The sequence below is a fragment of the Amycolatopsis sp. PS_44_ISF1 genome, from assembly GCF_032335455.1.
Lineage (GTDB): Bacteria > Actinomycetota > Actinomycetes > Mycobacteriales > Pseudonocardiaceae > Amycolatopsis.
The window spans coordinates 634843-660015 of record NZ_JANUXO010000004.1 but is presented as its reverse complement, the minus strand read 5'-3'; the positions used below and the strand labels follow the sequence as shown (position 1 = coordinate 660015).

At 70.4% G+C, this 25173-nt stretch carries 23 protein-coding genes; 16 read left to right on the top strand and 7 right to left on the bottom strand.

Annotated elements, in window-relative coordinates:
- Nucleotides 1–17: 17 nt before the first annotated feature.
- Nucleotides 18–725, bottom strand: coding sequence for a scramblase (locus NYF13_RS32895; RefSeq protein WP_315661821.1), 708 nt, complete (start codon nt 723–725; stop codon nt 18–20).
- 133 nt (nt 726–858) lie between these two features.
- Here NYF13_RS32895 and NYF13_RS32890 point away from each other — a divergent pair, with 133 nt between their 5' ends.
- Nucleotides 859–1896, top strand: a complete 1038-nt coding sequence (locus NYF13_RS32890; RefSeq protein WP_315661820.1) for a methionine synthase — start codon at nt 859–861, stop codon at nt 1894–1896.
- A gap of 3 nt (nt 1897–1899) precedes the next feature.
- Here the strand turns inward: NYF13_RS32890 and NYF13_RS32885 are convergent, their stop codons facing one another.
- On the bottom strand, nt 1900–2460 hold the full coding sequence (locus NYF13_RS32885) for a DUF1349 domain-containing protein (protein ID WP_315661819.1): 561 nt from the start codon (nt 2458–2460) through the stop codon (nt 1900–1902).
- A gap of 86 nt (nt 2461–2546) precedes the next feature.
- On the opposite strand from NYF13_RS32885, the gene NYF13_RS32880 reads away from it, so the two are divergent.
- The 3 genes from NYF13_RS32880 to NYF13_RS32870 are packed head-to-tail and all read left to right on the top strand — an operon-like array spanning nt 2547 to nt 6061.
- The gene (locus tag NYF13_RS32880) at nt 2547–3248 is read left to right on the top strand and encodes a hypothetical protein (protein ID WP_315661818.1); all 702 of its coding nucleotides are present in this window, start codon (nt 2547–2549) and stop codon (nt 3246–3248) included.
- Between the two features lie 11 nt (nt 3249–3259).
- Nucleotides 3260–5515, top strand: a complete 2256-nt coding sequence (gene ligA / locus NYF13_RS32875; RefSeq protein WP_315661817.1) for an NAD-dependent DNA ligase LigA — start codon at nt 3260–3262, stop codon at nt 5513–5515.
- 51 nt (nt 5516–5566) lie between these two features.
- Entirely contained in the window at nt 5567–6061 is a 495-nt protein-coding gene (locus NYF13_RS32870; protein WP_315661816.1) for a GNAT family N-acetyltransferase, read from the top strand.
- Between the two features lie 583 nt (nt 6062–6644).
- On the opposite strand, the gene NYF13_RS32865 is transcribed toward NYF13_RS32870, so the two are convergent.
- Complete coding sequence (locus tag NYF13_RS32865) at nt 6645–7298, bottom strand: amino acid-binding protein (protein ID WP_315661815.1); 654 nt, start codon at nt 7296–7298, stop codon at nt 6645–6647.
- Nucleotides 7299–7560: 262 nt separating this feature from the next.
- Between NYF13_RS32865 and gatC the strand changes: the two genes are divergently transcribed.
- Genes gatC through NYF13_RS32845 form a run of 4 tightly spaced genes read left to right on the top strand, consistent with a single transcriptional unit; the run spans nt 7561 to nt 11399 of the window.
- On the top strand, nt 7561–7860 hold the full coding sequence (gatC, locus tag NYF13_RS32860; RefSeq protein WP_315661814.1) for an Asp-tRNA(Asn)/Glu-tRNA(Gln) amidotransferase subunit GatC: 300 nt from the start codon (nt 7561–7563) through the stop codon (nt 7858–7860).
- Entirely contained in the window at nt 7857–9374 is a 1518-nt protein-coding gene (gene gatA / locus NYF13_RS32855) for an Asp-tRNA(Asn)/Glu-tRNA(Gln) amidotransferase subunit GatA (RefSeq protein WP_315661813.1), read from the top strand. The genes gatC and gatA overlap by 4 nt, the downstream gene beginning before the upstream one ends.
- Entirely contained in the window at nt 9371–10876 is a 1506-nt protein-coding gene (gatB, locus tag NYF13_RS32850) for an Asp-tRNA(Asn)/Glu-tRNA(Gln) amidotransferase subunit GatB (protein WP_315661812.1), read from the top strand. Before gatA ends, gatB begins: the two co-directional genes overlap by 4 nt.
- 1 nt (nt 10877) lies before the next feature.
- Complete coding sequence (locus NYF13_RS32845; protein ID WP_315661811.1) at nt 10878–11399, top strand: hypothetical protein; 522 nt, start codon at nt 10878–10880, stop codon at nt 11397–11399.
- A 633-nt stretch (nt 11400–12032) separates the two neighbouring features.
- Here the strand turns inward: NYF13_RS32845 and NYF13_RS32840 are convergent.
- On the bottom strand, nt 12033–13238 hold the full coding sequence (locus NYF13_RS32840; protein WP_315661976.1) for a PQQ-dependent sugar dehydrogenase: 1206 nt from the start codon (nt 13236–13238) through the stop codon (nt 12033–12035).
- Nucleotides 13239–13296: 58 nt separating this feature from the next.
- On the opposite strand from NYF13_RS32840, the gene NYF13_RS32835 reads away from it, so the two are divergent.
- On the top strand, nt 13297–14205 hold the full coding sequence (locus NYF13_RS32835) for a 2-hydroxyacid dehydrogenase (RefSeq protein WP_315661810.1): 909 nt from the start codon (nt 13297–13299) through the stop codon (nt 14203–14205).
- 148 nt (nt 14206–14353) lie between these two features.
- Nucleotides 14354–14929 carry a DoxX family protein gene (locus NYF13_RS32830; RefSeq protein WP_315661809.1) on the top strand — a complete coding sequence of 192 codons (576 nt, stop codon included), beginning with the start codon at nt 14354–14356 and terminating at the stop codon, nt 14927–14929.
- A gap of 778 nt (nt 14930–15707) precedes the next feature.
- On the opposite strand, the gene ilvD is transcribed toward NYF13_RS32830, so the two are convergent.
- Nucleotides 15708–17561, bottom strand: a complete 1854-nt coding sequence (gene ilvD / locus NYF13_RS32825; RefSeq protein ID WP_315661808.1) for a dihydroxy-acid dehydratase — start codon at nt 17559–17561, stop codon at nt 15708–15710.
- Between the two features lie 72 nt (nt 17562–17633).
- Entirely contained in the window at nt 17634–18176 is a 543-nt protein-coding gene (locus tag NYF13_RS32820) for a PH domain-containing protein (protein ID WP_315661807.1), read from the bottom strand.
- A 332-nt stretch (nt 18177–18508) separates the two neighbouring features.
- Here NYF13_RS32820 and NYF13_RS32815 point away from each other — a divergent pair, with 332 nt between their 5' ends.
- The 4 genes from NYF13_RS32815 (at nt 18509) to NYF13_RS32800 (ending at nt 22458) form a co-directional block, all read left to right on the top strand.
- Complete coding sequence (locus NYF13_RS32815; RefSeq protein ID WP_315661806.1) at nt 18509–20401, top strand: acetolactate synthase large subunit; 1893 nt, start codon at nt 18509–18511, stop codon at nt 20399–20401.
- A complete protein-coding gene (ilvN, locus tag NYF13_RS32810) occupies nt 20398–20904 on the top strand; it encodes an acetolactate synthase small subunit (RefSeq protein ID WP_086842284.1) in 507 nt (168 codons plus the stop codon). The genes NYF13_RS32815 and ilvN overlap by 4 nt, the downstream gene beginning before the upstream one ends.
- Nucleotides 20905–20994: 90 nt before the next feature.
- Nucleotides 20995–22008: a ketol-acid reductoisomerase gene (ilvC, locus tag NYF13_RS32805; RefSeq protein WP_315661805.1), complete on the top strand. Its 1014-nt coding sequence runs from the start codon at nt 20995–20997 to the stop codon at nt 22006–22008.
- Between the two features lie 174 nt (nt 22009–22182).
- Nucleotides 22183–22458, top strand: coding sequence for a DUF397 domain-containing protein (locus tag NYF13_RS32800; protein WP_315661804.1), 276 nt, complete (start codon nt 22183–22185; stop codon nt 22456–22458).
- 5 nt (nt 22459–22463) lie between these two features.
- Here the strand turns inward: NYF13_RS32800 and NYF13_RS32795 are convergent, their stop codons facing one another.
- A complete protein-coding gene (locus tag NYF13_RS32795; RefSeq protein ID WP_315661803.1) occupies nt 22464–23387 on the bottom strand; it encodes a LysR family transcriptional regulator in 924 nt (307 codons plus the stop codon).
- A 93-nt stretch (nt 23388–23480) separates the two neighbouring features.
- On the opposite strand from NYF13_RS32795, the gene NYF13_RS32790 reads away from it, so the two are divergent.
- Both NYF13_RS32790 and NYF13_RS32785 read left to right on the top strand, forming a co-directional pair.
- Nucleotides 23481–24275: an alpha/beta hydrolase gene (locus NYF13_RS32790; RefSeq protein ID WP_315661802.1), complete on the top strand. Its 795-nt coding sequence runs from the start codon at nt 23481–23483 to the stop codon at nt 24273–24275.
- Nucleotides 24275–24883, top strand: a complete 609-nt coding sequence (locus NYF13_RS32785) for a carboxymuconolactone decarboxylase family protein (RefSeq protein WP_315661801.1) — start codon at nt 24275–24277, stop codon at nt 24881–24883. Before NYF13_RS32790 ends, NYF13_RS32785 begins: the two co-directional genes overlap by 1 nt.
- The last annotated feature ends 290 nt before the right edge of the window (nt 24884–25173 follow it).

Here is a 25173-nt window from a genome sequence, read left to right as displayed (position 1 = left end):
AGAGACCGGTCACTCGGTCAGGTGATGGCCCGGGCGAGAGCGGTGTCGATGGTGAGGGTGGTCGCGACCACCATGCTGGCCAGCGGCTCAGGCAGCTGAAGTGGGATCTCGACGACGTAGGTTCGTGGGGGAAGGTTGCTCGCTGATTTGGGCGGTGATTGCCGGACGCGGGCGACCTCGGCGTTCGTCTGGTTCTTGATCGCGATGTCGCCTGTTCGCCAGTCCGCGGCGACGACCCTGCCGACGATGCTGCCGCCGGCGACGAAGGTGAAGCGGGACTTGCCGGACGTGGGCTCGCAGAGGATTTCGCCGATGGGGGTCTCGTCGGCGCGGGTCACCAGGAAGCGGGGGCGCGGGTCCTTCGCCGGCCTCGTCACTTTCAGGACAGTGCTGTGGTTGGCGTCGCGGACCTCGAACTTGTGGGTGACGTACTGGTCGTACTTCGGCAGCAGGCGAGCGGCCTTGAGCAGGAAACCGTGGCTGACGTCGGCGACACCGCCGACGCGGGTGCCGTGCTGGTCGTAGACGCCGTACTCCTGGCTGGTCCCGAAGGCCTCCGGCTGGCGGCTGACCAGCAGCACCGGCTCGGTGAACAGTGTGCCGCCGTACGATCGGACGGGTGAACGCCGCTCGGGGATCCGTGGCTCGCCGTCCCATTTCTGCGGTCGGCCGGGACTCACCTCGTCGGGGAACCTGCCCGGCGGTGGCGGCGCGGAACTCGTCATGACGATCCAGGGTATCTCTGTCCTCACGAATTCGGGGCTGACAAAGGGATATGCGGCGAATGTCCGGCTACCGCGAGTACCCGAGAACGGCCCGGTGGGGGACACCGCGGCCGGCTCGGCGAGAATCCCCGTCGTGACTGAACGAGCTTGGCCTGCGGGCGCCGCCACCGCGATCGGCTCGATGCCGGGGACGGACCCGGCCGAAGCGTCGGCCGTCGTGTTCGGCGAGCTTCCCGACTTTCCGCACCTGCCCGAACTCCCGGCGCGCGGCGTGGGCGCAGACATCCTCGGCCGCACCGCTGCCTTGCTCGTCGACCTCGCAGTCGAGGTGGTGCCCAGCGGCTACCGCGTCGCCGCGCGGCCTGGGCACGAGCACCGCCGCGGGCGTGACCTGCTGCAGTGGGACCTGGACGCCCTCCAGGAGGCTAAAGAGAAGGCCGGCGGCACGCCGCCGGTGATCAAAACGCAGATCGCCGGTCCGTGGACGCTCGCCGCCGGGGTCGAGCTTCCCCGCGGGCACCGGGTCCTCACCGATCGTGGGGCGTTGCGTGACTTCACCGCGTCGCTGCTGGACGGTGTGGCCGAGCACGTCCGTGAGCTGACGGCGCGGACCGGCGCGCCCGTGGTCGTGCAGCTTGACGAGCCGTCGTTGCCCGCCGTGCTTGCCGGTGGCCTGTCGACGCCTTCCGGCTACGGCAACGTCGCGGCCGTGGCCGAGCCGGAGGCGCGGGACCTCCTGGCCACGGTGATCGACAGCATCCACGGCGTCACCGGGCAGCCCGTGGTCGTGCACTGCTGCGCGCCCCAACCGCCGATCTCGCTGCTTCGGGCGGCCGGCGCGGATGCGATCGCGTTCGACTTCACGCGGCTCAGCGGCTCGTCCGCCGCCTTCCTGGACGAGATCGGCGAAGCGTGGGACAGCGGAACTGTCCTGTTCCTCGGCCTCGTACCGGCGACGGACCCGGGTGCGCCGGTGGCCTTGCGCGACGTCGCCGCGCCCGCGTTCAAACTCGTCGACCGGCTCGGCTTCAACCGGGACATCCTGGTCGAGCGCGCCGTCCCGACCCCGGCCTGCGGCATGGCGGGTGCGACGCCGGAGTGGATGCGCACCGCGCTGGCGCTGGTCCGCGACGTCGGGAAGGCATTCTTGGAGCCGCCCGAGACCTGGTGAGCGTCAGCCGGGGGTGATGACGCAGGAGTCGAAGCGCACGCTGAAGCCGGGCCCCTGCGGCGACGCCGCCATCACCCCGGCGAAAACCGGGGTGTCCGGCGGGAAGTACGCCAGCCGGGTCATCCGTGTCGCGGGAGCGCCGTCGAGACCGTACTTGACCGTCACCGTGTCCCCGGCCCGCTCGGCGGCGATTGTCACCGAGACGGGGGAGACCGGCAGCGAGACGACCGACCAGTCCGACACCTCCCGTGTCACCACAACGCTCAGCAATTGCTCGCCATCGACGTACTCGATGCCCGTCTTGAGCCACGTCGTCTCGTTGACTCTCAGCAGCAGCCCTGCCTGGTCGTAGAGGTGGGTGTACTCGCCGGAGAACGTCGCGGTGGCCGTGAAATCGCCCGAGACCGTGCGGCCGAGCGCGTGACCGGTGTCGCGGACGAAGCCGTAGTGCGTGGTGCGCCAGAAGTCCGTGTCCGGCGCTGTTCGGACGGCCAGACCGTCCGAGCCGCCGAAGTGCGGGGGAGGGTTCAGCCACTGCCAGCCGGTGGTGCCGAATGCGTCCATGCCACCGAGTCTGCCGACCCGCGGACGGCCGGAGCGCCGGACTTGTAGCGTGTCGGGAGACCGACCGAGACGGGGATTTGCCGATCATGCGCCTGTTCCGCCGCCGTGACCGCAGCGGCTCCGACCTGCCCGACCCGCGCACGCCGTGGCCCGACCAGTCCGTGCCCGCCGACGCCGAAGCCGCGGCCCAGGCGTTCTGGCAGGCCTGGTTCGAGCTGCTTCCGCAGATCAGCGCGGCGCTGGGCGACCGTGAACCGCACCGCATCGAGCACGACCTGTGCGGGCTGGTCGAGGCGTTGCACCCGCGCCTGCACTTCGCGCTGGAGCGGGGCCGCCGGTCGATCTACGCGCTCGTCATCAGCGGCCAGGAAGACCCGGAGCTGCGCCCTTACACCGACGCGTGGAAGGCCGCCGGCCCGCCCGACGACGCCATCTGGGAGTACCACGACTCCGTCCCGCCGGTGCCGGACCCGAGCGAGGTGACGGTGAACCTCGGCGAGCACCGGATCAGCCTGGCCGACGTGCGCGTGGTGGCGCAGGTGGACGAGCAGGTCGTCGACGTCGCCGTCTACCACCCGATGCTGGGCGAACTGGACGACGCGGCCCGCACCACGATGACCTTCCTCCCGCTCGACGCCACGCTGGGTGAGCGGCTGGCCGCCGAACGGCTGCGCCGCGTCGAAGCCGCCCTGGCCGAACCCGAGGCCACGATCACCCTCCTGCAGCTCCGCGAGCTGGTCCAGGCCCTCGACGAGCGACCGGGCGAAAGTGTCGGTGGCTCCGGCTAGGGTTACCACCCGTGAGCAGCGATCTCCCCCAGAACCAGCTGGCCGCCCCCGCCGAGGCGGCCGAGGACGTCACCGACGTCCCCGCCGACGTGCGCGATCGGCACGCCGTCCTCGCCGAGGAGATCCGCGGGCACCAGTTCCAGTACTACGTGCGGGACGCGCCCCTGATCTCCGACGGCCAGTTCGACGCGCTCCTGGCCGAGTTGCAGCGCCTCGAGGACGAGCACCCGGCGCTGGTCACGCCGGATTCGCCGACTCAGAACGTCGGCGGCACGTTCTCCACCGAGTTCACCGCGCACGATCACCTCGAGCGCATGCTGAGCCTCGACAACGTGTTCGACACCGACGAGTTCCGCGCCTGGGTCGAGCGCGTGGAGAAGGAGATCGGCGCCACCGAGTACCTGGCGGAGCTGAAGATCGACGGACTGGCGATCAACCTGCTCTACGAGAACGGCAAGCTCACCCGTGGCCTCACCCGCGGCGACGGCCGCACGGGCGAGGACGTCACGCTGAACATCCGCACCCTCGAGCAGGTCCCGGACGTATTGGCCGCCTCCGACGAGTTCCCCGTGCCGGCGTTGGTCGAGGTGCGTGGCGAGGTGTACTTCCGCGTCGAGGACTTCCTGGAGCTCAACGCGAAGATGGTCGAGGCGGGCAAGCCGCCGTATGCGAACCCGCGCAACACTGCCGCCGGCTCACTGCGTCAGAAGGACCCCAAGGTCACGAAGGCCCGGCGGCTGAGGCTGATCTGCCACGGCCTCGGCAAGCGCGCGGGCTTCGAGCCGATCACGCAGTCGCACGCGTACGACGCGTTGGTCGCGTGGGGGCTGCCGGTTTCGCCGCACACGCGCGTGCTGCACACGGCCGAGGAGCTCACCGAGCACATCGCGTACTGGGGCGAGCACCGGCACGACGCGGAGCACGAGATCGACGGCGTGGTGATCAAGGTCGACCAGGTCTCGTTGCAGCGCCGGCTGGGCACTACCTCGCGCGCGCCCCGGTGGGCGATCGCGTACAAGTACCCGCCGGAAGAGGCCATCACCACCCTGCTGGACATCAAGGTGGGCGTCGGCCGCACCGGGCGGGTGACGCCGTTCGCCCTCACGGAACCGGTCAAGGTCGCGGGCTCCACGGTCGGCCGGGCCACGCTGCACAACCAGGAGGAGGTCAAGCGCAAGGGCGTCCTGATCGGCGATCGCATCGTGATCCGCAAGGCGGGCGACGTGATCCCCGAGGTGCTCGGACCGGTCGTGGACGCGCGTACGGGTGCGGAGCGCGAGTTCGTCATGCCCACGCACTGCCCGGAATGCGGCACCGAGCTGGCGTATCAGAAAGAGGGCGACAAGGACATCCGCTGCCCGAACACCCGATTCTGCCCGGCGCAGCTGCGGGAACGGCTGTTCCACCTGGCCGGGCGCGGGGCGTTCGACATCGAGGTGCTCGGCTACGAGGCCGCCGTCGCTCTGCTGGACGCGCGCGTGGTCGCGGACGAGGGCGACGTCTTCGACCTGGACGAGGACTCGCTCGCCGAGGTGGAGCTGTTCCGCACCAAGGCGGGTGAGCTGTCGGCGAACGCGCACAAGCTGCTGTCGAATCTCGACGTGGCGAAGGACCGGCCGTTGTGGAAGGTGATCGTCGCCCTGTCGATCCGCCACGTCGGGCCCACGGCGGCGCAGGCGCTGGCGCGTGAGTTCGGCTCGATCCAGCGCGTCGAGGACGCGTCGGAGGAGGAGCTGGCGGACGTCGACGGAGTCGGCCCGACCATCGCCCACGCCGTGCAGGAGTGGTTCGAGGTGGCCTGGCACCGGGAGATCGTCGAAAAGTGGCGAGACGCCGGGGTGCGGATGGAGGAAGCGCGAGACGACTCGATCCCGCGTCACCTCGAAGGGCTTTCCATCGTGGTGACCGGCTCGCTCGACGGATTCTCCCGCGACGAGGCCAAGGAGGTCATCATGGCCCGCGGAGGCAAGGCGGCGGGCTCGGTGTCGAAGAAGACGGCGTTCGTCGTGGTGGGGGAATCGCCCGGGTCCAAGTACGAGAAAGCCGTGCAGCTGAAGGTGCCGGTGCTCGACGAGAACGGGTTCCGGGTACTGCTGGACCGCGGGCCGGAGGCGGCGGCCGAGGTGGCGTTGCCGCCTGGCGACGACGAGGCGGCCGGCGCTGATTCCGGCGCTACTGATTCCGGCGCTGCTGGGCCGGATGCTGATTCCGGTTCGGACTCGGGTTTCCGCCCGGCGCTGGGCACGGAACCGGCCGCCGGCTCGTAGCCTAGCTGGGGGCGGTCGCCGGAGACACAGCCTGAGGGATGGAGCAGGACGATGACCGATTACGAGATCCGCCCGCCGCGCAGCGACGAGTTCGCCGCGGTGGGGGAGGTCACCGTCGAGGCTTATCGGCTTGGCGGCCTGCTCGTAGCGGACGTCGGCTACGAGGACGAACTGCGCGATGTCTCCCGTCGTGCGGCCCACACGGAGCTGCTGGCCGCCGTCGCCGTTTCCGGGCAAGTGCTCGGCTCGGTCGCGGTGGTCCACCCGGGCACGAAGTACGCGGAGGTTTCACGACCGGGTGAACTGGAATTTCGGATGCTGGCAGTGGCGAGCACGGCGCGAGGGCGTGGAATCGGCGAGGCCCTGACGCGAGCCGTTCTCGAACGCGCGCGTGAGCTGGGCGCCGGTCGGGTTGTGCTGTGCAGCCTCGAGAGCATGAGGACCGCGCATCGTCTATATGAGCGCATCGGCTTCCGCCGGCTCCCGGAGCGGGACTGGGAGCCGTTCCCGGGTACTGCCTTGATCGCCTACGGCTACGATCTCTAGCGCGTTCTGGTTCCGACTCCGGTTGGTTGCCGCTCACCGGCAACCAAGTGTTTGGCGTGCTCCGGGTCCCTCCCGCCGTCCAGCGGTGACGCTTCGCCGCGAATCGGCCGCCGCTGGGACAGCTGTCACTCGTTCGAGTAGCGATACTCCCGCCGCCAGTCGGCTCGCCGCCGCTCTCTGGCGCAGGGGGCCCTGCATCTTGCTAAGGCGGTGGGAGATAAGCCGTCGCCGTTCGGGAACTTCGGGCAGGGTAGCTCGGCATGTCGCGAATACCCCCGGACCCGCTGGTCGGCCAGTGGCGGCGATCCACGAGCCGGCTTCGCCCCATGGGGGCAACGGCTGGTCGGTGCTAGGTGGCCACTCGTGGCGAGGCGCCGCTCACCGTCCGGCGGCGACAGTTCGGACTCCGCCGAGGTGGCTGATGGCCGTTTGCCAGGTCGCGGCTACGGCCGATGGGCGCTCGCCTTCTTGTGGCAACAGACAGGCGCCGGTTGCCGGTTTCCAGTGATGGCGACCGCGATTGCCGCTGAGGCGCGATGGCGGATCGGCATCCGCAAACGGCGCGTGACCTGGGTAGTCGCCGTCAGCCGTCCAAGACGACGGCGACGATTCCGGCGAAGTGGGCCAGGCGGGCGACCTCGGCGGCGCGGAAGTTCGGGCCACCCGGACGGGCGACGAGCAAAACCCGGCCCGGCTTGCCCAGCGGTGTGGCCGCCAGTTCGGTGCCGAGTTCCTTCCACGTCTCCGGGATCCAGTCCTCTTCGCCGTCCAGCACGGTGGCGCGTTCCAGCGGCAGCCACGGCAGGTCGGTGAACGGGTTCTCCGGTGCGGCGCTCGACGAGGCGAGCCGGCGCGTGCCCGCGGAAGAATGTTCGACGACCACCGCCCAGCCCGCGCGGATGATCTTTGGCACACCCTCGGCCAGCAGGTCGAGGCCGGACTTGGGCCGCGCCGCGATCTCCTCCACCAGCTCGAGTTCGCGATGCGTGTCGAGCACCCCCGCGTACGGGCGCACCGCGTCCACCTCGACGCCTTCGATGCTCTCGGCCGCGGTGATGAGCGCGTCCGGAAGGCGGCCGGACGGCAGTTCCACCACCAGGTCGTCGATGGCGATCCCGCCGCCGCGTTCGACCACGTCGACGCTGAGGATGTCGGCGCCGACCGTGCCGAGCGCCGTCGCGACGGCGCCGAGGGTGCCGGGTGAGTCCGGAAGCTGGACCCGGAGCAGGAACGACACCGCGCGCCCCTCTCTCCTCAGGCGTTCCAGCCTTGCCGTGGAACGCGCGTGCCGGCCGCCGATTGTGACAGACCGGGTAGTACCGGCCGCCGATTGTGACAGACGGGGCAAGCGGCGGAGACCGCTGTCCGCCGGGCGGGACGCCGCCGGGGGTCTTCACCCGGGCCCGTCCGGCGATAACCCGGTCGAGCTCGCCGACGCCGCCACCATAGACTTGCAGCTTCCGACCGCACCCGCACAGCACAACCCGGGAGTTACCCGCGTGCCCAACATTTCCCGAGACGAGGTCGCGCACCTCGCCAAGCTGGCCAGGCTGGCCGTGACCGACGACGAACTGGACGTCTTCGCGGGCCAGCTCGACCAGATCCTGGACTCGGTGGCGAAGGTGAGCGAGGTCGCCACGCAGGACGTCCCGCCGACCTCGCACGCCGTCCCGCTGACCAATGTCTTCCGTGACGACGTGGTCCAGCCCGGCCTCACGCAGCAGCAGGCGCTAGCCGGCGCGCCGGCCGCCGAAGAGGGCCGGTTCCGGGTGCCGCGGATTCTGGGGGAAGAGCAGTGAGCGAACTCGTCAAGCTGACCGCCGCCGAGCTGGCGGCGAAGATCCACGCGCGGGAGGTGTCCGCCGTCGAGGTCGCCCAGGCGCACCTGGACCGGATCACCGCGGTGGACGAGCACATCCACGCGTTCCTGCACGTCGACGCCGAGGGCGCCCTGGGCGCGGCCAAGCAGGTCGACGAGCGACTGGCCGCCGGCGAGCAGCCCGCGTCGCCGCTGGCCGGGGTGCCGCTGGCGCTCAAGGACGTCCTCACCACCAAGGGCATTCCCACCACGGTCGGCTCGCGCACGCTCGAGGGCTGGCTCCCGCCGTACGACGCGACGGTCACGCGCAAGCTGCACGAAGCCGGGGTCGTCATCCTCGGCAAGACGAACATGGACGAGTTCGCGATGGGTTCGTCCACGGAGAACTCGGCGTTCGGCCCGACGCACAACCCGTGGGACCACGCGCGGATCCCGGGCGGCTCCGGCGGCGGCTCGTCCGCTTCGATCGCCGCGTTCGAGGCCCCGCTCGCCATCGGCACCGACACCGGCGGTTCGATCCGCCAGCCCGGTGCCGTCACCGGCACTGTCGGCGTGAAGCCGACGTACGGGGGCGTCTCGCGTTACGGCCTCGTCGCCTTCTCGTCGTCGCTCGACCAGGCCGGCCCGTGCGCGCGCACCGTGCTGGACGCCGCGCTGCTGCACGAGGTCATCGCCGGGCACGATCCGATGGACTCGACCTCCATCGATGCCCCGGTACCGCCCGTCGTCGCCGCTGCGCGCGAGGGGGCCAACGGCGACCTCAAGGGCGTCCGCGTCGGCGTGGTCAAGGAGTTCGACGGCGACGGTTACCAGGGCGGTGTCCTGCGTTCGTTCCAGGCCGCGGTCGAGCAGTTGCGCGCGCTCGGCGCCGAGGTCGTCGAGGTCTCGTGCCCGCACTTCGTCTACGCGATGCCCGCGTATTACCTGATCGCGCCGAGTGAAGCGTCTTCGAACCTGGCCCGGTTCGACGCCATGCGCTACGGCCTTCGCGTGTCCGACAACGGTTCGCACAGCGCCGAAGAGGTCATGGCGCTGACGCGTGAGAAGGGCTTCGGCGCCGAAGTGAAGCGTCGGATCATGCTCGGCACGTACGCGCTGTCGTCGGGTTACTACGACGCCTACTACGGCTCCGCGCAGAAGGTCCGCACGCTCATCACGCAGGACTTCGCCGCCGCCTTCGGCCAGGTGGACGTGCTCGTGTCGCCGACCACGCCGACCACGGCGTTCAAGATGGGCGAGCGCGTGGACGACCCGATGGCGATGTACCTCGCCGACCTGTGCACCATCCCGTCGAACCTCGCGGGCAACGCCGCGATGAGCGTCCCGAGCGGACTGTCCGACGAGGACGGACTGCCGGTCGGCCTGCAGATCATGGCCCCGGCGCTCGCCGACGACCGGCTCTACCGCGTCGGCGCCGCTTATGAGGCCGCGCGCGACGCCGCCGCCGGCGGGTCGCTCGTGCACAAGGTCCCGGAGCTGGGAGGAACGAAGTGACTGCCGTGGCCGAGTTGATGGACTACGCCGACGTCGTCGAGCGGTTCGACCCGGTGCTCGGGCTCGAGGTCCACGTGGAGCTCAACACCAAGACGAAGATGTTCTGCGGCTGCGTCAACGAGTTCGGTGGTGAGCCGAACACCAAGGTCTGCCCCACCTGCCTGGGCCTGCCCGGTTCGCTGCCGGTCGTCAACGGCAAGGGCGTGGAGGGCGCGATCCGCATCGGGCTCGCGCTCAACTGCGAGATCGCCGAGTGGTGCCGGTTCGCCCGCAAGAACTACTTCTACCCGGACCAGCCGAAGAACTTCCAGACCTCGCAGTACGACGAGCCGATCGCCTTCAACGGCTACCTCGACGTCACGCTGGACGACGGCGAGGTGGTGCGGGTGGAGATCGAGCGCGCGCACATGGAGGAGGACACCGGGAAGTCGCTGCACGTGGGCGGCGCGACCGGCCGGATCCACGGCGCGGACTACTCGCTGCTGGACTACAACCGCGCGGGCGTTCCCCTGATCGAGATCGTCACCAAGCCGATCGAGGGAACCGGGGCTCGGGCGCCCGAGGTCGCGCGGGCGTACGTCAGCGCGCTGCGTGACCTGCTGAGCGCGCTCGACGTGTCCGACGTCCGGATGGACCAGGGCTCGCTGCGCTGCGACGCGAACGTGTCGCTGATGGACAAGGACGCCACCGAATTCGGCACCCGGACCGAGACCAAGAACGTCAACTCGCTGCGCAGCGTGGAGCGCGCCGTGCGGTACGAGATGACGCGCCAGGCCGCCATCCTGGCCGGTGGCGGTTCGATCAAGCAGGAGACGCGGCACTTCCAGGAGGCCGACGGCACCACGTCCGGCGGGCGCACCAAGGAGACCGCGGAGGACTACCGGTACTTCCCGGAGCCCGACCTGGTGCCCATCGCCCCGTTACGCGAATGGGTCGAGCAACTGCGCGCGACGTTGCCGGAGATGCCGTCCGAGCGGCGCAAGCGCATTCAGGCCGAGTGGAGCCTGTCCGACGAGGCGCTGCGCGACCTGCTGAACGTGGGCGCCGTCGACCTCGTCGCGGCGACGGTCGAGGCCGGCGCATCGCCGGACGAGGCCCGCGGCTGGTGGGTCAACACGCTGGCCCAGGAGGCCAACTCGCGTGAGGTGGAGCTCGCCGACCTGGCGATCACGCCGGAGCAGCTGGCCGAGGTCATCGCGCTGGTTTCTTCCGGCGAGCTGACGAACAAGCTCGCCAAGGAGGTCGTCCAGGGCGTTCTCGCGGGCGAGGGTTCGCCGCGCGAGGTCGTGGAGAAGCGCGGGCTGAAGGTCGTCTCCGACGATTCCGCGCTGCTCGCCGCCGTGGACGAAGCATTGTCCGCCCAGCCGGACATCGCGGAGAAGATCCGCGGCGGCAAGGTCGCCGCCGCGGGTGCGATCGTCGGCGCGGTGATGAAGGCGACCAAGGGCCAGGCCGACGCCAAACGGGTTCGCGAGCTGATCATCGAGCGCGTCGGCTCCTGAGTTGTCGTTCTCCGTCAAACGCGTCACCTGGCGCGAGTGGCTCGGTCTGGGGGCCGGGCTGCTCGCGCTGGCGTCACTCTTCCTCCCGTGGGCGACGCTGACCGCGGACGCGGCCGCCCCCGACGTGCGCGCCGCTTTTGCCTCGCTCCCTCACGGCGACGTCGTGCGGTCGGCGTGGAACTCGGACTTCTTCGCGTGGTTCCCGCCGTTCGTGCTGCTGCTCGCCGGTGTGGCCGTGGTGCTTTTCGGGCAGGTGAAGAAGGTGCGGACCAGCGGCCTGCCGCACCTGTGGCTGGTGGTCGGCCTCGGAGCGCTGCTGCTGATGGTCGTGGGCTGGACCACGCTCACCTGGATCTTCGACAGCGATCAGCGCGCCTTCCTGCAGACCGCCGGCATCGAGATCAACGCCGGGGCCGGACGGTACTTGGGGCTGCTGTTCGCGGTGGTCTCGGCGGTGGCGGCCGTGCTGGACATTCGCGCCGCCCGCGTGGAGGCCCGGGCTCCGCGCCCTCGTCGTTCCTGAGCGGCGATGCGCTTTTCTGCCTGGCTGACGACATGGTCGGTCTTTTCGTCGTTGATCAACGAGACCGTTGTCGCCTCTAGTCGGGCTCGGCCTGAGCGGTCGCGCCGAGCTGCCTGGTCCTGGCTACGCACAGCCGTGGTCACTCGGCGGCGACGCCTCTGACCAGCGGCGACGTTGCCGTTGCCGACGGATGCCGACAAGCCGGTGATAGCGGGCGACTAGGGCGCACCTGCTGCGTCGTCACCGGCTGGCGAGAGCTGAGGTGTCGCCAGCCGGCGACGATCCGTCGGGCCGCAAAACCGGCTTCACGATCAATGGGCCACGCTTGGACGGCCGCCGATTTGGGTCATCCGAGGGTGAGACCAACCTGCCGTCTAGCAAAACTTGCCTCCAGCCGCGGATAGCCAAATTCGTTTTGGATTGGCGACGAACCCGCGCTGGCCGTTGATCGGTAGCGCATAGGTCGCGGCTCGACGACGAAGCTCAAGGGTCGTCGCCAGTTGGCTACGGGGGAAGCATTCGGTCGTCGATCGCTGAAAAAGGCGGAGTTCGGCACCAGGCGATTCGCGTCCTGACCAGGCATTCGCCGCTGGCGAGCGACAGGGGTGCGACCCAGGCGGGGGTGGCAACGACCTAGTCCTTGCCCTGGCCACCGTTGGTCTGACTGATGGTGATGAGCACCACGCGGTCGTCGCTGGAGACGGGTTTGCCGCCGTCCTTGTTGGTGGTGCCGGCGACGGCCAGCTGGGGGTTGATCATGCCCATGCCGGCGAGGCGGCCGTAGGTCGTCGGGGGCTTGCCCTTGCTGTCGAGGCTGACCGTGGGACTGCCGGTGACGGCGCCGTCCGCGTTGACCGGCAGGTTCTGCAGGCCGCTCGCCGAGCCGACGGCCAGGATGCCGTTCGCGTCGATGAAGTCCGCGCAGCCCGCCACGCCCGGCTTGTCCGGCCACGTCCACGCGGGCACCGCGAGCGGTTGGCCCGCCTGGACCCGGTAGACGGCGTCGGCGTTGCCCGGCTGGTCGGTGACCCACAGGCGCTTGCCGTCGGCGGTGCCGCAGATGCCGCCGGGGGAGTGGAGGCCGGAGGCGAACACCGCGGAACCCGGCGTCGGGTTGTCGGCGGAGGGCTTGCCGGAGGTGTCGATCCGGAGGATCTTGCCCGCCAGCGAATTGGTGTCGGCGGATGCAGACGGGTTGCCGGCGTCGCCGGTCGCCACGAGGAGGGCGCCTTTGCCGTCGTTCGCCAGGGCGCCGCGGTTGCCAGTCGTGCCCTTCGGGATGCCGGTGAGCACAGCCTTCGGCGGCTGACCCTTCGCGAAGCGCACGACGCGGTTGTCCGTGTCCGTTGTCACGTACGCGAACACGAGCTGGTCCTCGACGTAACTGGGCGAAAGCGCGAGCCCGGTCAGTCCGCCGTCACCGGTCGCCTGCACGTCGAGCTGTTCGAACGGCGTCGCGTCGCGGCCCGCGGTGGCGAGGAGGACGCGTCCGGATTTCCGCTCACCGGCGAGGGCGCTGGGCGTGGTGCCGTCGCCGGGCAGGCCGGCCACGGTCGCGACGGTGTCCAGGCAGGTGGCGATCACGGCCTTGTCGAAGTCCTTGCAGCCCTGCGGCGGCGGAACCGGTGTGGGCGCCGGCTGCGATCCACCGGGTTTGCCCGGGTCGGTGCCGGAATCGCCTGGGCCCTGGACCTGGGGGGGCGATTCGGGACTGGGAGCGGGCGCGGGGCTGAAGGTCTGGCCCGCCGCGCTGTCGTCGAATCGGGCGCAGCCGGAAAGCAGGAGACCGCCGCAGGCCAGCAGGGCCAGCGGCGAGGACCACCGGTACCGGGTACGCACGGTGACCCAGCCTAGGTGGCGCCGCGTGAGCCACGGGTAAGTGGTTACCGTGGTGATCATGACCGTAACCGTGCTGGTCCCCGACGACGAGGGCGTCGCCGCGCTCTCGGAGGTCCCGCTCGTGCAGGCCGTGCGCTACCAGTGGGGCGACCCGGCGCCGGCGGAGGCCGCCAAGGCGGAGGTGCTCATCCCCGGCCGTCACCGCGCGGGCGCGCAGCTGTGGCGCGAATTGCCGAACCTCAAGCTGATCCAGCTGCTGACGGCGGGCGCCGAGGACTGGATCGGCAAGGTCCCCGATGGCGTGCTCCTGTCCACCTGCCGTGGCGCGCACGGCGGCAGCATGGCCGAGTGGGTCGTCGCGGTGCTGCTGTCGTTGTACCGGAATCTGGACGTCTTCGCCGATGCGCATCGGGAGGCCCGCTGGACCCGATTCTCGGCCGACACGCTGCAGGGCAAGCACGTGCTGGTCATCGGCGCCGGCGACCTGGGCCGGCAACTGCGGCGGCGGCTCGAACCGTTCGACGTGCGCTGCACGATGGTCGGCATGTCCGCGCGCGAGGGGGTGCACGGCGTCCGGGAACTGCCGGACCTGTTGCCGGTGCACGACGTCGTGGTGCTGATGGTCCCTCTCACATCGCGCACCCGTGGCATGGTCGACGCGGAGTTCCTCGCCGCGATGCGGGACGGCGCCGTGCTGGTCAACGCCGCGCGTGGTCCCGTGGTGGCCACCGACGCGCTGGTCGCTGAGCTGACCGCCGGACGGTTGCGCGCGGCTCTCGACGTCACCGACCCTGAACCGCTGCCTCCGGGACACCCATTGTGGACGGCGCCAGGACTGCTGCTGACGCCGCACATCGGCGGAATGGTCAGTGGGGGGCGACGCCGTTCGTACGCCGTGGCCGCAGCCGAGATCGCGCGGTACGCCGGGGGCGAATTGCCGGACAACCTGGTGCACGGGGAGTACTGATTTCGTCCGCTTGACGCCGTGCCCTCGGGAGCTTGAGCGGTGTCGGGTGCGGCGTGGGACGGCTCCGAGGAGCGGAGCCGGGCAAAAGGGGCCCCTGACCTCGGCGTGCTTGCTCGCGGCCGGGGGCCAGATCGCCTAATCTTCGCGCGTGACCAGTCAAGGGGACGACTACCAGACCAGTCTGCTGTCCGGGGTGGAGGACAAGAGCAGCGCCGACTTCGACGAGCCGCGCCAGGCCGGACTCGGCCTGGGTCTGCTGGTCCTTCGGCTCGGGCTGGGCGTGATCATGGGCGCGCACGGGCTGCAGCACCTGTTCGGCGCCATCGGAGGACCGGGGGTCGGCGGGTTCGCGCACGTGCTGGAGATGTTCGGCTACCACAAGCAGACCACCTTGCTCTCCTGGATCACGGGGGTCACCGAGGTGGCGGGCGGGGCGCTGGTGCTCGTCGGCCTGTTCACGCCACTCGCGGCCGCCGGTCTGCTCGGCGTCGCGGTCAACATCGTCTACGCGAAATTCCACGGCGGCTTCTTCGAGGGGAACGGCAGGGGCTTCGAGTACGAGTTGCTGCTGGGCCTCGCCGCGCTGTCGCTGATCTTCACCGGGGCCGGCCGGATCTCGCTGGACAAGAACACGCCGTGGCGGAAACGGCCCTTGCCGCTGGGACTGGTTTCGCTGCTCCTCGCTGCGGCCGCGTCGGTGGTGGTCATCGTCCTCACCCGGTGATCCGGTGACCCGCTGCTGGCGGGCGGAGACGAGTGAGGGGACCGTTCACTACGAGTGAACGGTCCCTTTTCGCATCCGCGTGGACGAGCCAGACCGATCGAACCGCCCCGGCCGACGACGCGGGGGTGGCCGAGGAGGCTCGTCGTCGTTGGATGAGCGATGGATGGTCGCTCGGTGGCTAACCCGGGGTGTAGTCGCTGGGTGGCCGGGCCAGGGGATGGTCGCCGGGTGGCGAAGCCGGGGTGTGGTCGCTGGGTGGCCAGGCCAGCAGATGTCGCCGGGTGGCGAAACCGAGGATGGGCGCTGGGTGGCGGGGCCAGAGGATGGTCGCTGGGTGGCGAGGCCGGGGGGCGCTGGGCGGCCAGGTGAACGGATGGTCACCGGGTGGCGAGGCCGGGGGGCGCTGGGCGGCCAGGTGAACGGATGGTCACCGGGTGGCGAAATCAAGGGATGGCCGTTGTGCAGGCGAGGGCAGCGGGTAGTCGTGGGGCGGTAGCAGCTGGTGGCCGCTTAGTGGCCAGGACAACGGACGGCGCTAGGTGGCGAGATCGGCGGGGTAGCCGTTGGGCGGCGATGCCAGCTGGGTGGCCGCTCGGCGGCGAGGCCGATGGGTGGCCGTTGGGCGAGTGAGTCAGTGGGCAACCGGATCGACCGGTGGTCGTTGGGCGGCGAAATCGGCCGACCCTTACGAGGCAGCCGGGGTGGCCGAGGCGGGCGGTCAGTCAGGACAGCGAGATCCAACCTGACCGACCCGAGCGACCCGGCCGCCCCGGTCAGGTCACTTGTTCGGGTCGCGCACCGCGCCCGTGTCCGCTGAAGTGGCCATCCGGGCGTACGCGCGCAAGGCCGCGGTGATCGGGCGCTGGCGGTCCTTCGGCTGCCACGGACGTTCGGCGGCTTCCATCTTGGATCGGCGGTCGGCCAGGATCTCGGGGTCGACCAGGAGTTCCAGGCGGCGTTCGTGGATGTCGAGGACGATCTGGTCGCCGTTTTCGACCAGTGCGATCAGGCCGCCCGCCGCCGCTTCGGGGGAGATGTGGCCGACGGAGATGCCGGCGGAGCCGCCGGAGAAGCGGCCGTCCGTGATCAGGGCGCACTTCTTGCCGAGGCCCGAGCCCTTGAGGAACGCCGTCGGGTGCAGCATCTCCTGCATGCCGGGGCCGCCGGCCGGGCCCTCGTAGCGGATCACCAGCACCTCACCGGGCTGGATCTCCTTCTTGAGGATCGCCGACACGGCCTCTTCCTGGCTTTCCAGCACCCGCGCCGGGCCCTGGAAGTGCCACAGGTCCTCGTCGATGCCCGCGGCCTTGATGACCGCGCCGTTTTCGGCGAGGTTGCCGCGCAGGATGGCGAGGCCGCCGTCCTTGGTGTACGCGTGCTCGACGTCGCGGATGCAGCCGCCTGTCGCGTCGGTGTCGAGCGAGGACCAGCGGTTGTCCGTGGAGAACGCCTTCGTGGTCCGCACGCCGCCGGGCGCCGCGTGGAACAGCTCCAGTGCCTTCTCCGACGGGGACGCGGCGCGAACGTCCCATTCGTTCAGCCAGGAGTCGAGGTCGGGCGAGTGCACCGAGTGGACGTCGGTGTTCAGCAGTCCGCCGCGGTGCAGCTCGCCGAGGATGGCCGGGATTCCGCCGGCGCGGTGGACGTCTTCCATGTGGTAATCCGAGTTCGGCGCCACCTTCGACAGGCAGGGCACGCGGCGGCCGATCTCGTCGATCTCGCTGATGGTGAAGTCGACCTCGCCCTCCTGGGCGGCGGCGAGGATGTGCAGGACGGTGTTCGTCGAACCGCCCATCGCCATGTCCAGCGCCATCGCGTTCTCGAACGCCGCCCTGGTGGCGATCGAGCGTGGGAGGACCGACTCGTCGCCGGGGCCATCGGGTGCGTACCAGCGCTTGCACAGCTCGACCACGGTGCGGCCGGCGCTTTCGAACAGGTCGCGGCGCGCGGCGTGCGTGGCCAGCGTGGAGCCGTTGCCTGGCAGGGAAAGCCCGAGCGCCTCGGTGAGGCAGTTCATCGAGTTCGCGGTGAACATGCCCGAGCAGGAGCCGCAGGTCGGGCAGGCCGAGCGCTCGACCTCGGCCAGCCCGTCCTCGTCGACCTCGCTGCTGGCGGAGGCGGAGATGGCGGTGATCAGGTCGGTCGGCGCCTGCGCGACCCCGCCGACCACCACGGCCTTGCCCGCTTCCATCGGGCCGCCGGAGACGAACACGGTCGGGAGGTTCAGCCGCATGGCGGCGTTCAGCATGCCCGGGGTGATCTTGTCGCAGTTGGAGATGCACACGAGCGCGTCGGCCTGGTGCGCGTTGACCATGTACTCCACGGAGTCCGCGATGATCTCGCGCGAGGGCAGCGAGTAGAGCATGCCCGAGTGGCCCATCGCGATGCCGTCGTCGACGGCGATCGTGTGGAACTCGCGGGCGATGCCGCCCGCTTCCTTGACCGCTTCCGCGACGATCTCGCCGAGGTCCTTGAGGTGCACGTGACCCGGCACGAACTGCGTGTAGGAGTTGGCGATGGCGACGATCGGCTTGCCGAAGTCGCTGTCGGTCATTCCGGTCGCCCGCCAGAGCGAGCGCGCGCCCGCCGCGTTGCGGCCGTGGGTGGTGGTCCGGGAACGGAGGTGCGGCACGGCGTTCTCCCAGGTCAGAAGGCTGGTCCAGGCGGGGTCACGAGACCGCCCCGCAAACTGGTCCTACCAATTCTACTTACCGGGGTCGGCTTCGGGTTCGGAGGTCTCCGCGGGAGTGGTTCCGGTGGTGGTCTCGGCCGCACTCGCCGCGCTCGCGGCCGAAGCGGTTCCGTCCGGGTTCGCGGTCCGGACGTCCTCGTCGCCCAGCACTCCGCTCGGGTCCTGGACCGCGCCCTCGCTGACCAGCGCGAGCACGGGCAGGTGCCGGGTCCGCACGGTCGGCAGCGCGACCTGCGTGTCGTCCTGCAGCACCGCGCGCACCCGGGACTTGCCGGTGATGGCCAGCCCCTTGAGCGCCGACCACGGCAGGTCGCGGTGACCGAACACGGTCCGCACGGCGAGGCCCCGCCTGGTCGCGACGGTTCGCCAGCGCGCGACGAAGACGAACAGGCCGAGCGGGAACACGTACAGCCATTGCAGTCCGCCGATCTCGCCCAGTGCGATCGGCGTCACACAGACGGTCAGGAGCCCGATCGCCAGGTACGCCGTGCTGGGGATCTTGAAGACGGCCTTCCGGCCCTCGTCCACGGTCTGGTCCTGCTCTTTTCCGTCCACCCGAGAATGGTGCACCGGCGCTCGCGCGGGCGTGCGCGCGGGTCCGCGGGGGTGGCCGTGAACAGTACTGGCCGTCCAGCATGCGGAATCGCTGTCCCGCAGAGTTGACACTTGCGCGGCGGCCGGTCTAACGTCAGCGCCGTGACAACGCAGACCGGCCTCGTACTTCCTCAGCGCGTCGACGCTTAGGAAGAGTCCGCTGCGTCGACGCGCGACCCTCGTGCGACCTTACGGTCGGCGGGGGTTTTTTGTTGCGTGAAACCGGTTCCCGACCGGTGTAGGGCCCCAGTCAACCCGAACGAGCGACACCGAGAACCCACGAGGCAGAACCGATGACCAGTGCCACGTCGCGCAGCGACGCGAAGCCCGGGCCCACCGCGCCCGGTGTCCCCGGAGCACGTCCGAAGCCGGCGCCGCCGGCGGGAACCCCGGTAAGGGTCACGGGCGCGCAGTCGCTCGTGCGCTCGCTCGAGGCGGTCGGCGCCGAGGTCGTGTTCGGCATCCCCGGCGGAACGATCCTCCCCGCGTACGACCCGCTGCTCGACTCGACGAAGGTCCGGCACGTCCTCGTCCGGCACGAGCAGGGCGCCGGGCACGCCGCGACCGGGTACGCCCAGGCCACCGGCAAGGTCGGCGTCTGCATGGCGACCTCGGGCCCCGGGGCCACGAACCTGGTCACCCCGCTGGCCGACGCGAACATGGACTCGGTCCCGATCGTCGCCATCACGGGGCAGCAGAGCCGTTCGCTGATCGGCACGGACGCGTTCCAGGAAGCCGACATCTGCGGCATCACCATGCCCATCACCAAGCACAACTTCCTCGTCACCGACCCGGCGGAGATCCCGCGGGCCATCGCCGAGGCGTTCCACCTGGCGGCGACCGGCCGGCCCGGACCGGTGCTGGTGGACATCCCCAAGGACGTGCTCCAGGAGATGACCTCGTTCTCCTGGCCCGCGGAGCTGCGGCTGCCGGGTTACCGCCCGACGCTGCGGCCGCACGGCAAGCAGGTCCGCGAGGCGGCGAAGCTGATCGCGCAGGCCCACCGGCCGGTGCTGTACGTCGGCGGCGGCGTGATCAAGGCGGAGGCCTCCGAGCAGCTGCTGGAGCTGGCCGAGCTGACCGGCATCCCGGTCGCGACCACGCTGATGGCGCGCGGCGCGTTCCCGGACTCGCACCGCCAGCACGTCGGCATGCCCGGCATGCACGGCGGGGTCGCCGCGGTCGCGTCGATGCAGCGGGCCGACCTGCTGATCGCGCTCGGCGCCCGGTTCGACGACCGGGTCACCGGGCAGCTCTCGTCGTTCGCGCCCGAGGCGAAGGTCGTCCACGCCGACATCGATCCGGCGGAGATCTCCAAGAACCGCAAGGCCGACGTGCCGATCGTGGGCGACTGCAAGGAGATCCTCGGCGAGCTGACCGCCGCGGTGCGCGCCGAGTTCGACCACGGCCACCGCCCCGACCTCACCGGCTGGTGGACGCAGGTCGATTCGTGGCGCGAGGACTACCCGGCCGGGTACGAGTGGCCGGACGACGGTTCGCTGGCGCCGCAGTACGTGATCGAGCGGATCGGTGAACTGGTCGGCCCGGACGCGGTCTTCGCCGCGGGCGTCGGGCAGCACCAGATGTGGGCCGCGCAGTTCATCAAGTACGAGCACCCGCGCACCTGGATCAACTCCGGTGGCCTCGGCACCATGGGCTACGCCGTCCCGGCCGCGATGGGCGCGCAGTTCGGCCTGCCCGGCACGCCGGTGTGGGCGATCGACGGCGACGGCTGCTTCCAGATGACCAACCAGGAGCTGGCCACCTGCGCCATCGAGGGCGCGCCGATCAAGGTGGCCGTGATCAACAACGGCAACCTCGGCATGGTCCGGCAGTGGCAGAACCTGTTCTACTCCGAGCGGTACTCCAACACCGACCTCGGCACGCACAAGCACCGCATCCCGGACTTCACCCTGCTGGCCGAGGCGCTCGGCTGTGCCGGCCTGCGCTGTGAGACCAAAGAGGACGTCGACGCCACCATCCGCCGCGCGATGGAGATCAACGACCGCCCCGTCGTGATCGACTTCGTCGTGGGGAAGGATGCCCAGGTGTGGCCGATGGTGGCCGCGGGCACCGGGAACGACGAGATCATGTCGGTCCGCGGCATCCGGCCGCTGTTCGACGACGACGACGTTTCGCCGGAGGTGGCCGAAACCGTCGCGGCCGCGGAAGGAGAGGACCGATGACCGTCCACACGCTCAGCGTGCTGGTCGAGAACAAGCCCGGTGTGCTCGCCCGGGTCTCCGGACTGTTCTCCCGCCGCGGCTTCAACATCGAGTCCCTCGCCGTCGGGCCCACGGAGAACCCCGAGGTGTCCCGCATGACGATCGTGGTCGCCGTTGAGGAGCTACCGCTCGAACAGGTGACCAAGCAGCTCAACAAGCTGGTGAACGTGATCAAGATCGTGGAGCTGGAGCAGTCCACGGCGGTGCAGCGCGAACTGCTGCTCGTGAAGGTCCGGGCCGACAACACCGTGCGCAGCCAGGTGCTCGAAACCGTCCAGCTCTTCCGTGCCAAGGTGGTGGACGTGTCCCCGGAGGCGCTCACCGTCGAGGCGACCGGGACGTCGGACAAGATCGGTGCGCTGCTGCGGATGCTCGAGCCGTACGGCATCCGGGAGCTCGTGCAGTCCGGGATGGTCGCGGTCGGCCGCGGCGCCCGATCGATCACCGCCACCTCGCCCCGCTGAGCAGCGTTCCCCGGGGCGGGAACCCCACGGCGGGCAGGCCGGCGCCTGCCCCCAGACGTGCAGAAGTCAGGAAAGGAAGTAGTACCCCCCATGGCAGTGGAAATCTTCTACGACGACGACGCGGACCTTTCGATCATCCAGGGTCGCAAGGTCGCCGTGATCGGCTACGGCAGCCAGGGCCACGCCCACTCGCTGAGCCTCCGCGACTCCGGCGTCGACGTCCGCATCGGCCTGCCGGAGGGGTCCAAGTCCCGGGCGAAGGCCGAGGAGCAGGGACTTCGCGTGCTGTCGGTCGCCGAGGCTTCCGCCGAAGCCGACCTGATCATGATCCTCGCGCCGGACACGAAGCAGCGCGTGATCTACACCGAGGAGATCGCGCCGAACCTGAAGGACGGCGACGCGATCTTCTTCGGCCACGGCTTCAACATCCGGTACGACCTGATCAAGCCGCCGGCCGACGTGGACGTCGCCATGGTCGCGCCGAAGGGCCCGGGCCACCTGGTCCGCCGCCAGTTCGTCGACGGCAAGGGCGTGCCCTGCCTGATCGCGGTGGAGCAGGACGCCACCGGCGGCGCGCAGGCGCTGGCGCTGGCCTACGCCGCGGCCATCGGCGGCGCGCGGGCGGGCGTCATCAAGACGACCTTCACCGAGGAGACCGAGACCGACCTCTTCGGCGAGCAGGCGGTGCTCTGCGGCGGTGCCTCCGCGCTGGTGCAGACCGGTTTCGAGGTGCTGACCGAGGCGGGCTACGCCCCGGAGATCGCCTACTTCGAGGTGCTGCACGAGCTCAAGCTGATCGTCGACCTCATGTACGAGGGCGGCATCGCGCGCCAGCGCTACTCCATCTCCGACACGGCCGAGTACGGCGACCTCACCCGCGGCCCGCGCGTGATCTCGCCCGCGGTCAAGGAGGAGATGAAGAAGATCCTGGGCGAGATCCAGGACGGCACCTTCGCCCGCGAGTGGGTGGCCGAGGACGAGGCCGGCCGGCCGAACTTCGTCAAGCTCGAGGAGCAGGGCAACCAGCACCCGATCGAGGCGACCGGCAAGAAGCTGCGCGACCTGATGTCCTGGGTGGACCGGCCGATCACCGAGACCGCCTGACCGGCTCCCGGTTCGTTCGAGGTCGGTCCGGCGCCCCGCTGGTCGCGGGACGCCGATGACTGCCTGACCGGCTCCCGGTCGTGAACGGCCCCTTCACCCGATCCGGGTGAGGGGGCCGTTTCCGTCCGCGTGGCTGTCCCTTGTAGCCGGTGAACCGGTGGATACGCTGGTGCCATGACTGATCAGCCGGTCGATGACAAGACGCACATCCGGCACGAGCTGGACCTGGCCGACGCCGAATGGATCCGCGCCGAGCCGGAGGGCGTCACCCTCGAGGAGTGCGCCGAGTACGCCTTCGTGCCCCACGCCGACGGCGTCATGTACGTGGCCATGCGCAAGTCCGCCCAGCCGGACGGGGTCACGCTCGTGTTCACGCCTTCGGAGTGGGACGCGTTCGTCAAGGGAGTCCGTGACGGCGAGTTCAACCTGCCCGAGGACCTCCCGAAGTAGCCGGCTCACGTTCCGCTCGGGCGTGGTGCCAGGTGCTGGTGCGCCAGTTCGATGAACCGGCGGGCGGTGGCGGAGGCGGAGTGGCCGCGCGCGGTGAGCATCGAGACGGTGAACACCGGGTGCGGTGCCACGGTGATCAGTGCCGAACGCACCGGCTGAGGGGCGGAGGTCGGGGCGATCAGCGCCATTCCGAGACCGGCGCGCACGAGCTCGACGACCGTGGCGACGTCGCCGACTTCGACGGCGACATCGCGGTGCAGACCGTGGGCGGCGAAATGCCGATCCACGCTCATCCGGCTGCCCCAAGCGGCCGGGACGTCGATGAAGCGCTCGCCGGCGAGCTCGGCCAGGCGCACCCGGGCCCGGCCGGCCAGGGGGTGGCCGGGCGGGCAGGCCAGCCGGATCGGCTCGCTGGTCAGGTCGAGCACGTCGAGACCGGGGTGCTCGCCGCTGCGGGCGGCCCCGCCGATCGCGGCGAAGGCGAGGTCGAGGTGGTGGTCGGCGACGGACCGGGCCAGACCGGTCGAGCCGTCCGGGTGGGTGACCGGGGCGAGGCGCACGTTCGGGCGTTCGCGGTGGAACGCGGTGATCAGTCCGGCGAGGTCGAAGCCGGGCAGGGAGTGCATGATCCCGAATCGCAGGGTGCCGGCCGTGCCGTCGGCCAGTCCGGAGGCGGTGTGGCGCACGGTGTCCGCGGCCCGCAGCGCGGCCTGGGCCGGGATCAGCAGTTCGCGGCCGGCGGCGGTGAGTTCGACCCGCCGGGTGGTGCGCTCGAACAGCGTGACCCCCAGTTCGTGCTCCAGAGCGCGCACGGCCACGGACAGCGTGGACTGCACCAGGTGCAGCCGCGCGGCCGCGCCGGTGAAGCTCCCGGTCTCGGCCACGGCGGTGAAGTACTCCAGTGCCCGCAGGTCCACCCGCTGCTCCACTCATGAAATTTAAGCATCAATTCTATTCATTTTCATCGTTCGACAGCATGAGTGTACGGCGGCAGGATGGTCTCCGGGACGAAAGGAGACCTGATGATCAACGTGGCCGCCCGAGCCGGGGTGAACCTGATTCGCACGGGTCCGCGCGGGGGCCCACCGGTGGTGCTGCTGCACTCGGGCGGGCTGGATCTGACCTACTGGGAGCACCAGATCGGTGCGCTGCGCGACGACCGCGACGTCATCGCGTTCGACCTGCCCGGGCACGGCGCCACCCCGGGAGTTGCCGGGGACTGGACCGAGGAAGCGGCCACCGACGTCGTGCTCGGCGTGCTGCGCGGTCTGGGCCGGCCGGTGCACCTGGTCGGGCTGTCGCTGGGCGGGATGCTCGCCCAGACCGCCGCGGTTGCCGCACCCGAATCGGTCAGCTCACTGACCCTGATCGACACCGCCGCGCAGTTCTCCGAAGCAGGCCGGGCCTCGATGCGAGCCCGCGCCGCGGTCGCCCGCTCCGAAGGGATGCCCGGGGTGCTCGACGGCCTGCTGGAGCACTGGTTCACCGCCGAGACCCGCAGGCGACGACCCGACCTGGTCGACCGGGCGGTGAAGACCCTGCTGGCCGACGACCCGCTCGTGCACGCGGCGATGTGGGAGATGATCGCCGGGTTCGACCGCGCGGCCGACCTGCCCTCGATCACCTGCCCGGCCCTGGTGGTGGTCGGTGAGCACGACTCCAGTTCGCCCCTCGCCGCCGCCCGGCAACTCCGCGACGGCATCCCCGGCGCCCGGCTGCGGGTGGTACCCAGCGCCGCGCACCTTTCACCGCTGGAAAAGCCGGCCGTCGTCCACGGTCACCTCACCGGCTTCCTCGCCACGCTGGCGGACGCGTGATGGCCCGTATCCCGCTGCCGGAGGCCGAGGATTTGCGGGGCTGGCAACGCGACCAGTACGGCCGATTCCCGTCCCACCTCACCCGGACGCTGGTGCTGCTGGACGAACGCCTCGCCCGTGCCCTGCCCGACACCGCCAACGCCCTGCGCGCCGCACCGCTGGACGCCCGCCAGCGAGAAGGGATCATCCTGCGCGTCGCCGCTCTCACCGGCAGTGCCTACGAGCGCGCCCAGCACCTCGATCAGGCTCGTGCCCTCGGTTGGACCACTGACCAGATCCGCATCATCGAAACCACCGGCACCGGCGTCGGCACCGGCGTCGGCCGGGCGGTGGCGCGAGAGCCCGACACCCCCATGCGGGTGGCCTCGGCGACGCCACCGGCCAGCCTGCCCGACGGTTTCGCCGACGTCTTGGAGTTCGTCGACGCCTGCGTCGCCGGGCACGCCGTGACCGACGACCTGTTCGTGCGCGTGCGCGACGTTCTCTCCGACCGGGACCTGATCACCGTCATCGTCCTGGTCGGCCACTACCTCACCGTCGCCCGCCTCAGCAGCCTTCTGAACCTGCAACCCGACCCGGTCCCCGGCCCCTGGGACCACGAGCACTGACCACGAACGCGGAATCCCGGCCGCCGGTGCGGGCGTCGTCCGGGAATCAGCGAGCCGGGGCGCGCGGGCGCGTGCCGGGGCAAGCAACCGACTGCGCGGCACGAGATCGACATGTCACGGGCCGGGAGAACCTACAGCGGGCGCGCGGTGGCGGCCGGGTTGCCGTTGATCGGCGAAGGCGCTTAGTCGGGTTGCCGTTGACCGGTGAGGGGCGTTTTAGTTGGGCTACCGTTGACCGGTGAGGGGCGTTTAGTCGGGTCGTCGTTGATCGGCGAGGGGTATTTAGCCAG

Excerpts from the sequence above, each read along its gene's own strand:
- NYF13_RS32895 (WP_315661821.1), bottom strand. The coding sequence starts at position 725 with ATGACGAGTTCCGCGCCGCCACCGCCGGGCAGGTTCCCCGACGAGGTG.
- NYF13_RS32885 (WP_315661819.1), bottom strand. The coding sequence starts at position 2,460 with ATGGACGCATTCGGCACCACCGGCTGGCAGTGGCTGAACCCTCCCCCG.
- NYF13_RS32880 (WP_315661818.1), top strand. The coding sequence starts at position 2,547 with ATGCGCCTGTTCCGCCGCCGTGACCGCAGCGGCTCCGACCTGCCCGAC.
- NYF13_RS32870 (WP_315661816.1), top strand. The coding sequence starts at position 5,567 with ATGACCGATTACGAGATCCGCCCGCCGCGCAGCGACGAGTTCGCCGCG.
- NYF13_RS32835 (WP_315661810.1), top strand. The coding sequence starts at position 13,297 with ATGACCGTAACCGTGCTGGTCCCCGACGACGAGGGCGTCGCCGCGCTC.
- NYF13_RS32815 (WP_315661806.1), top strand. The coding sequence starts at position 18,509 with ATGACCAGTGCCACGTCGCGCAGCGACGCGAAGCCCGGGCCCACCGCG.
- ilvN (WP_086842284.1), top strand. The coding sequence starts at position 20,398 with ATGACCGTCCACACGCTCAGCGTGCTGGTCGAGAACAAGCCCGGTGTG.
- ilvC (WP_315661805.1), top strand. The coding sequence starts at position 20,995 with ATGGCAGTGGAAATCTTCTACGACGACGACGCGGACCTTTCGATCATC.
- NYF13_RS32800 (WP_315661804.1), top strand. The coding sequence starts at position 22,183 with ATGACTGATCAGCCGGTCGATGACAAGACGCACATCCGGCACGAGCTG.
- NYF13_RS32790 (WP_315661802.1), top strand. The coding sequence starts at position 23,481 with ATGATCAACGTGGCCGCCCGAGCCGGGGTGAACCTGATTCGCACGGGT.
- NYF13_RS32785 (WP_315661801.1), top strand. The coding sequence starts at position 24,275 with ATGGCCCGTATCCCGCTGCCGGAGGCCGAGGATTTGCGGGGCTGGCAA.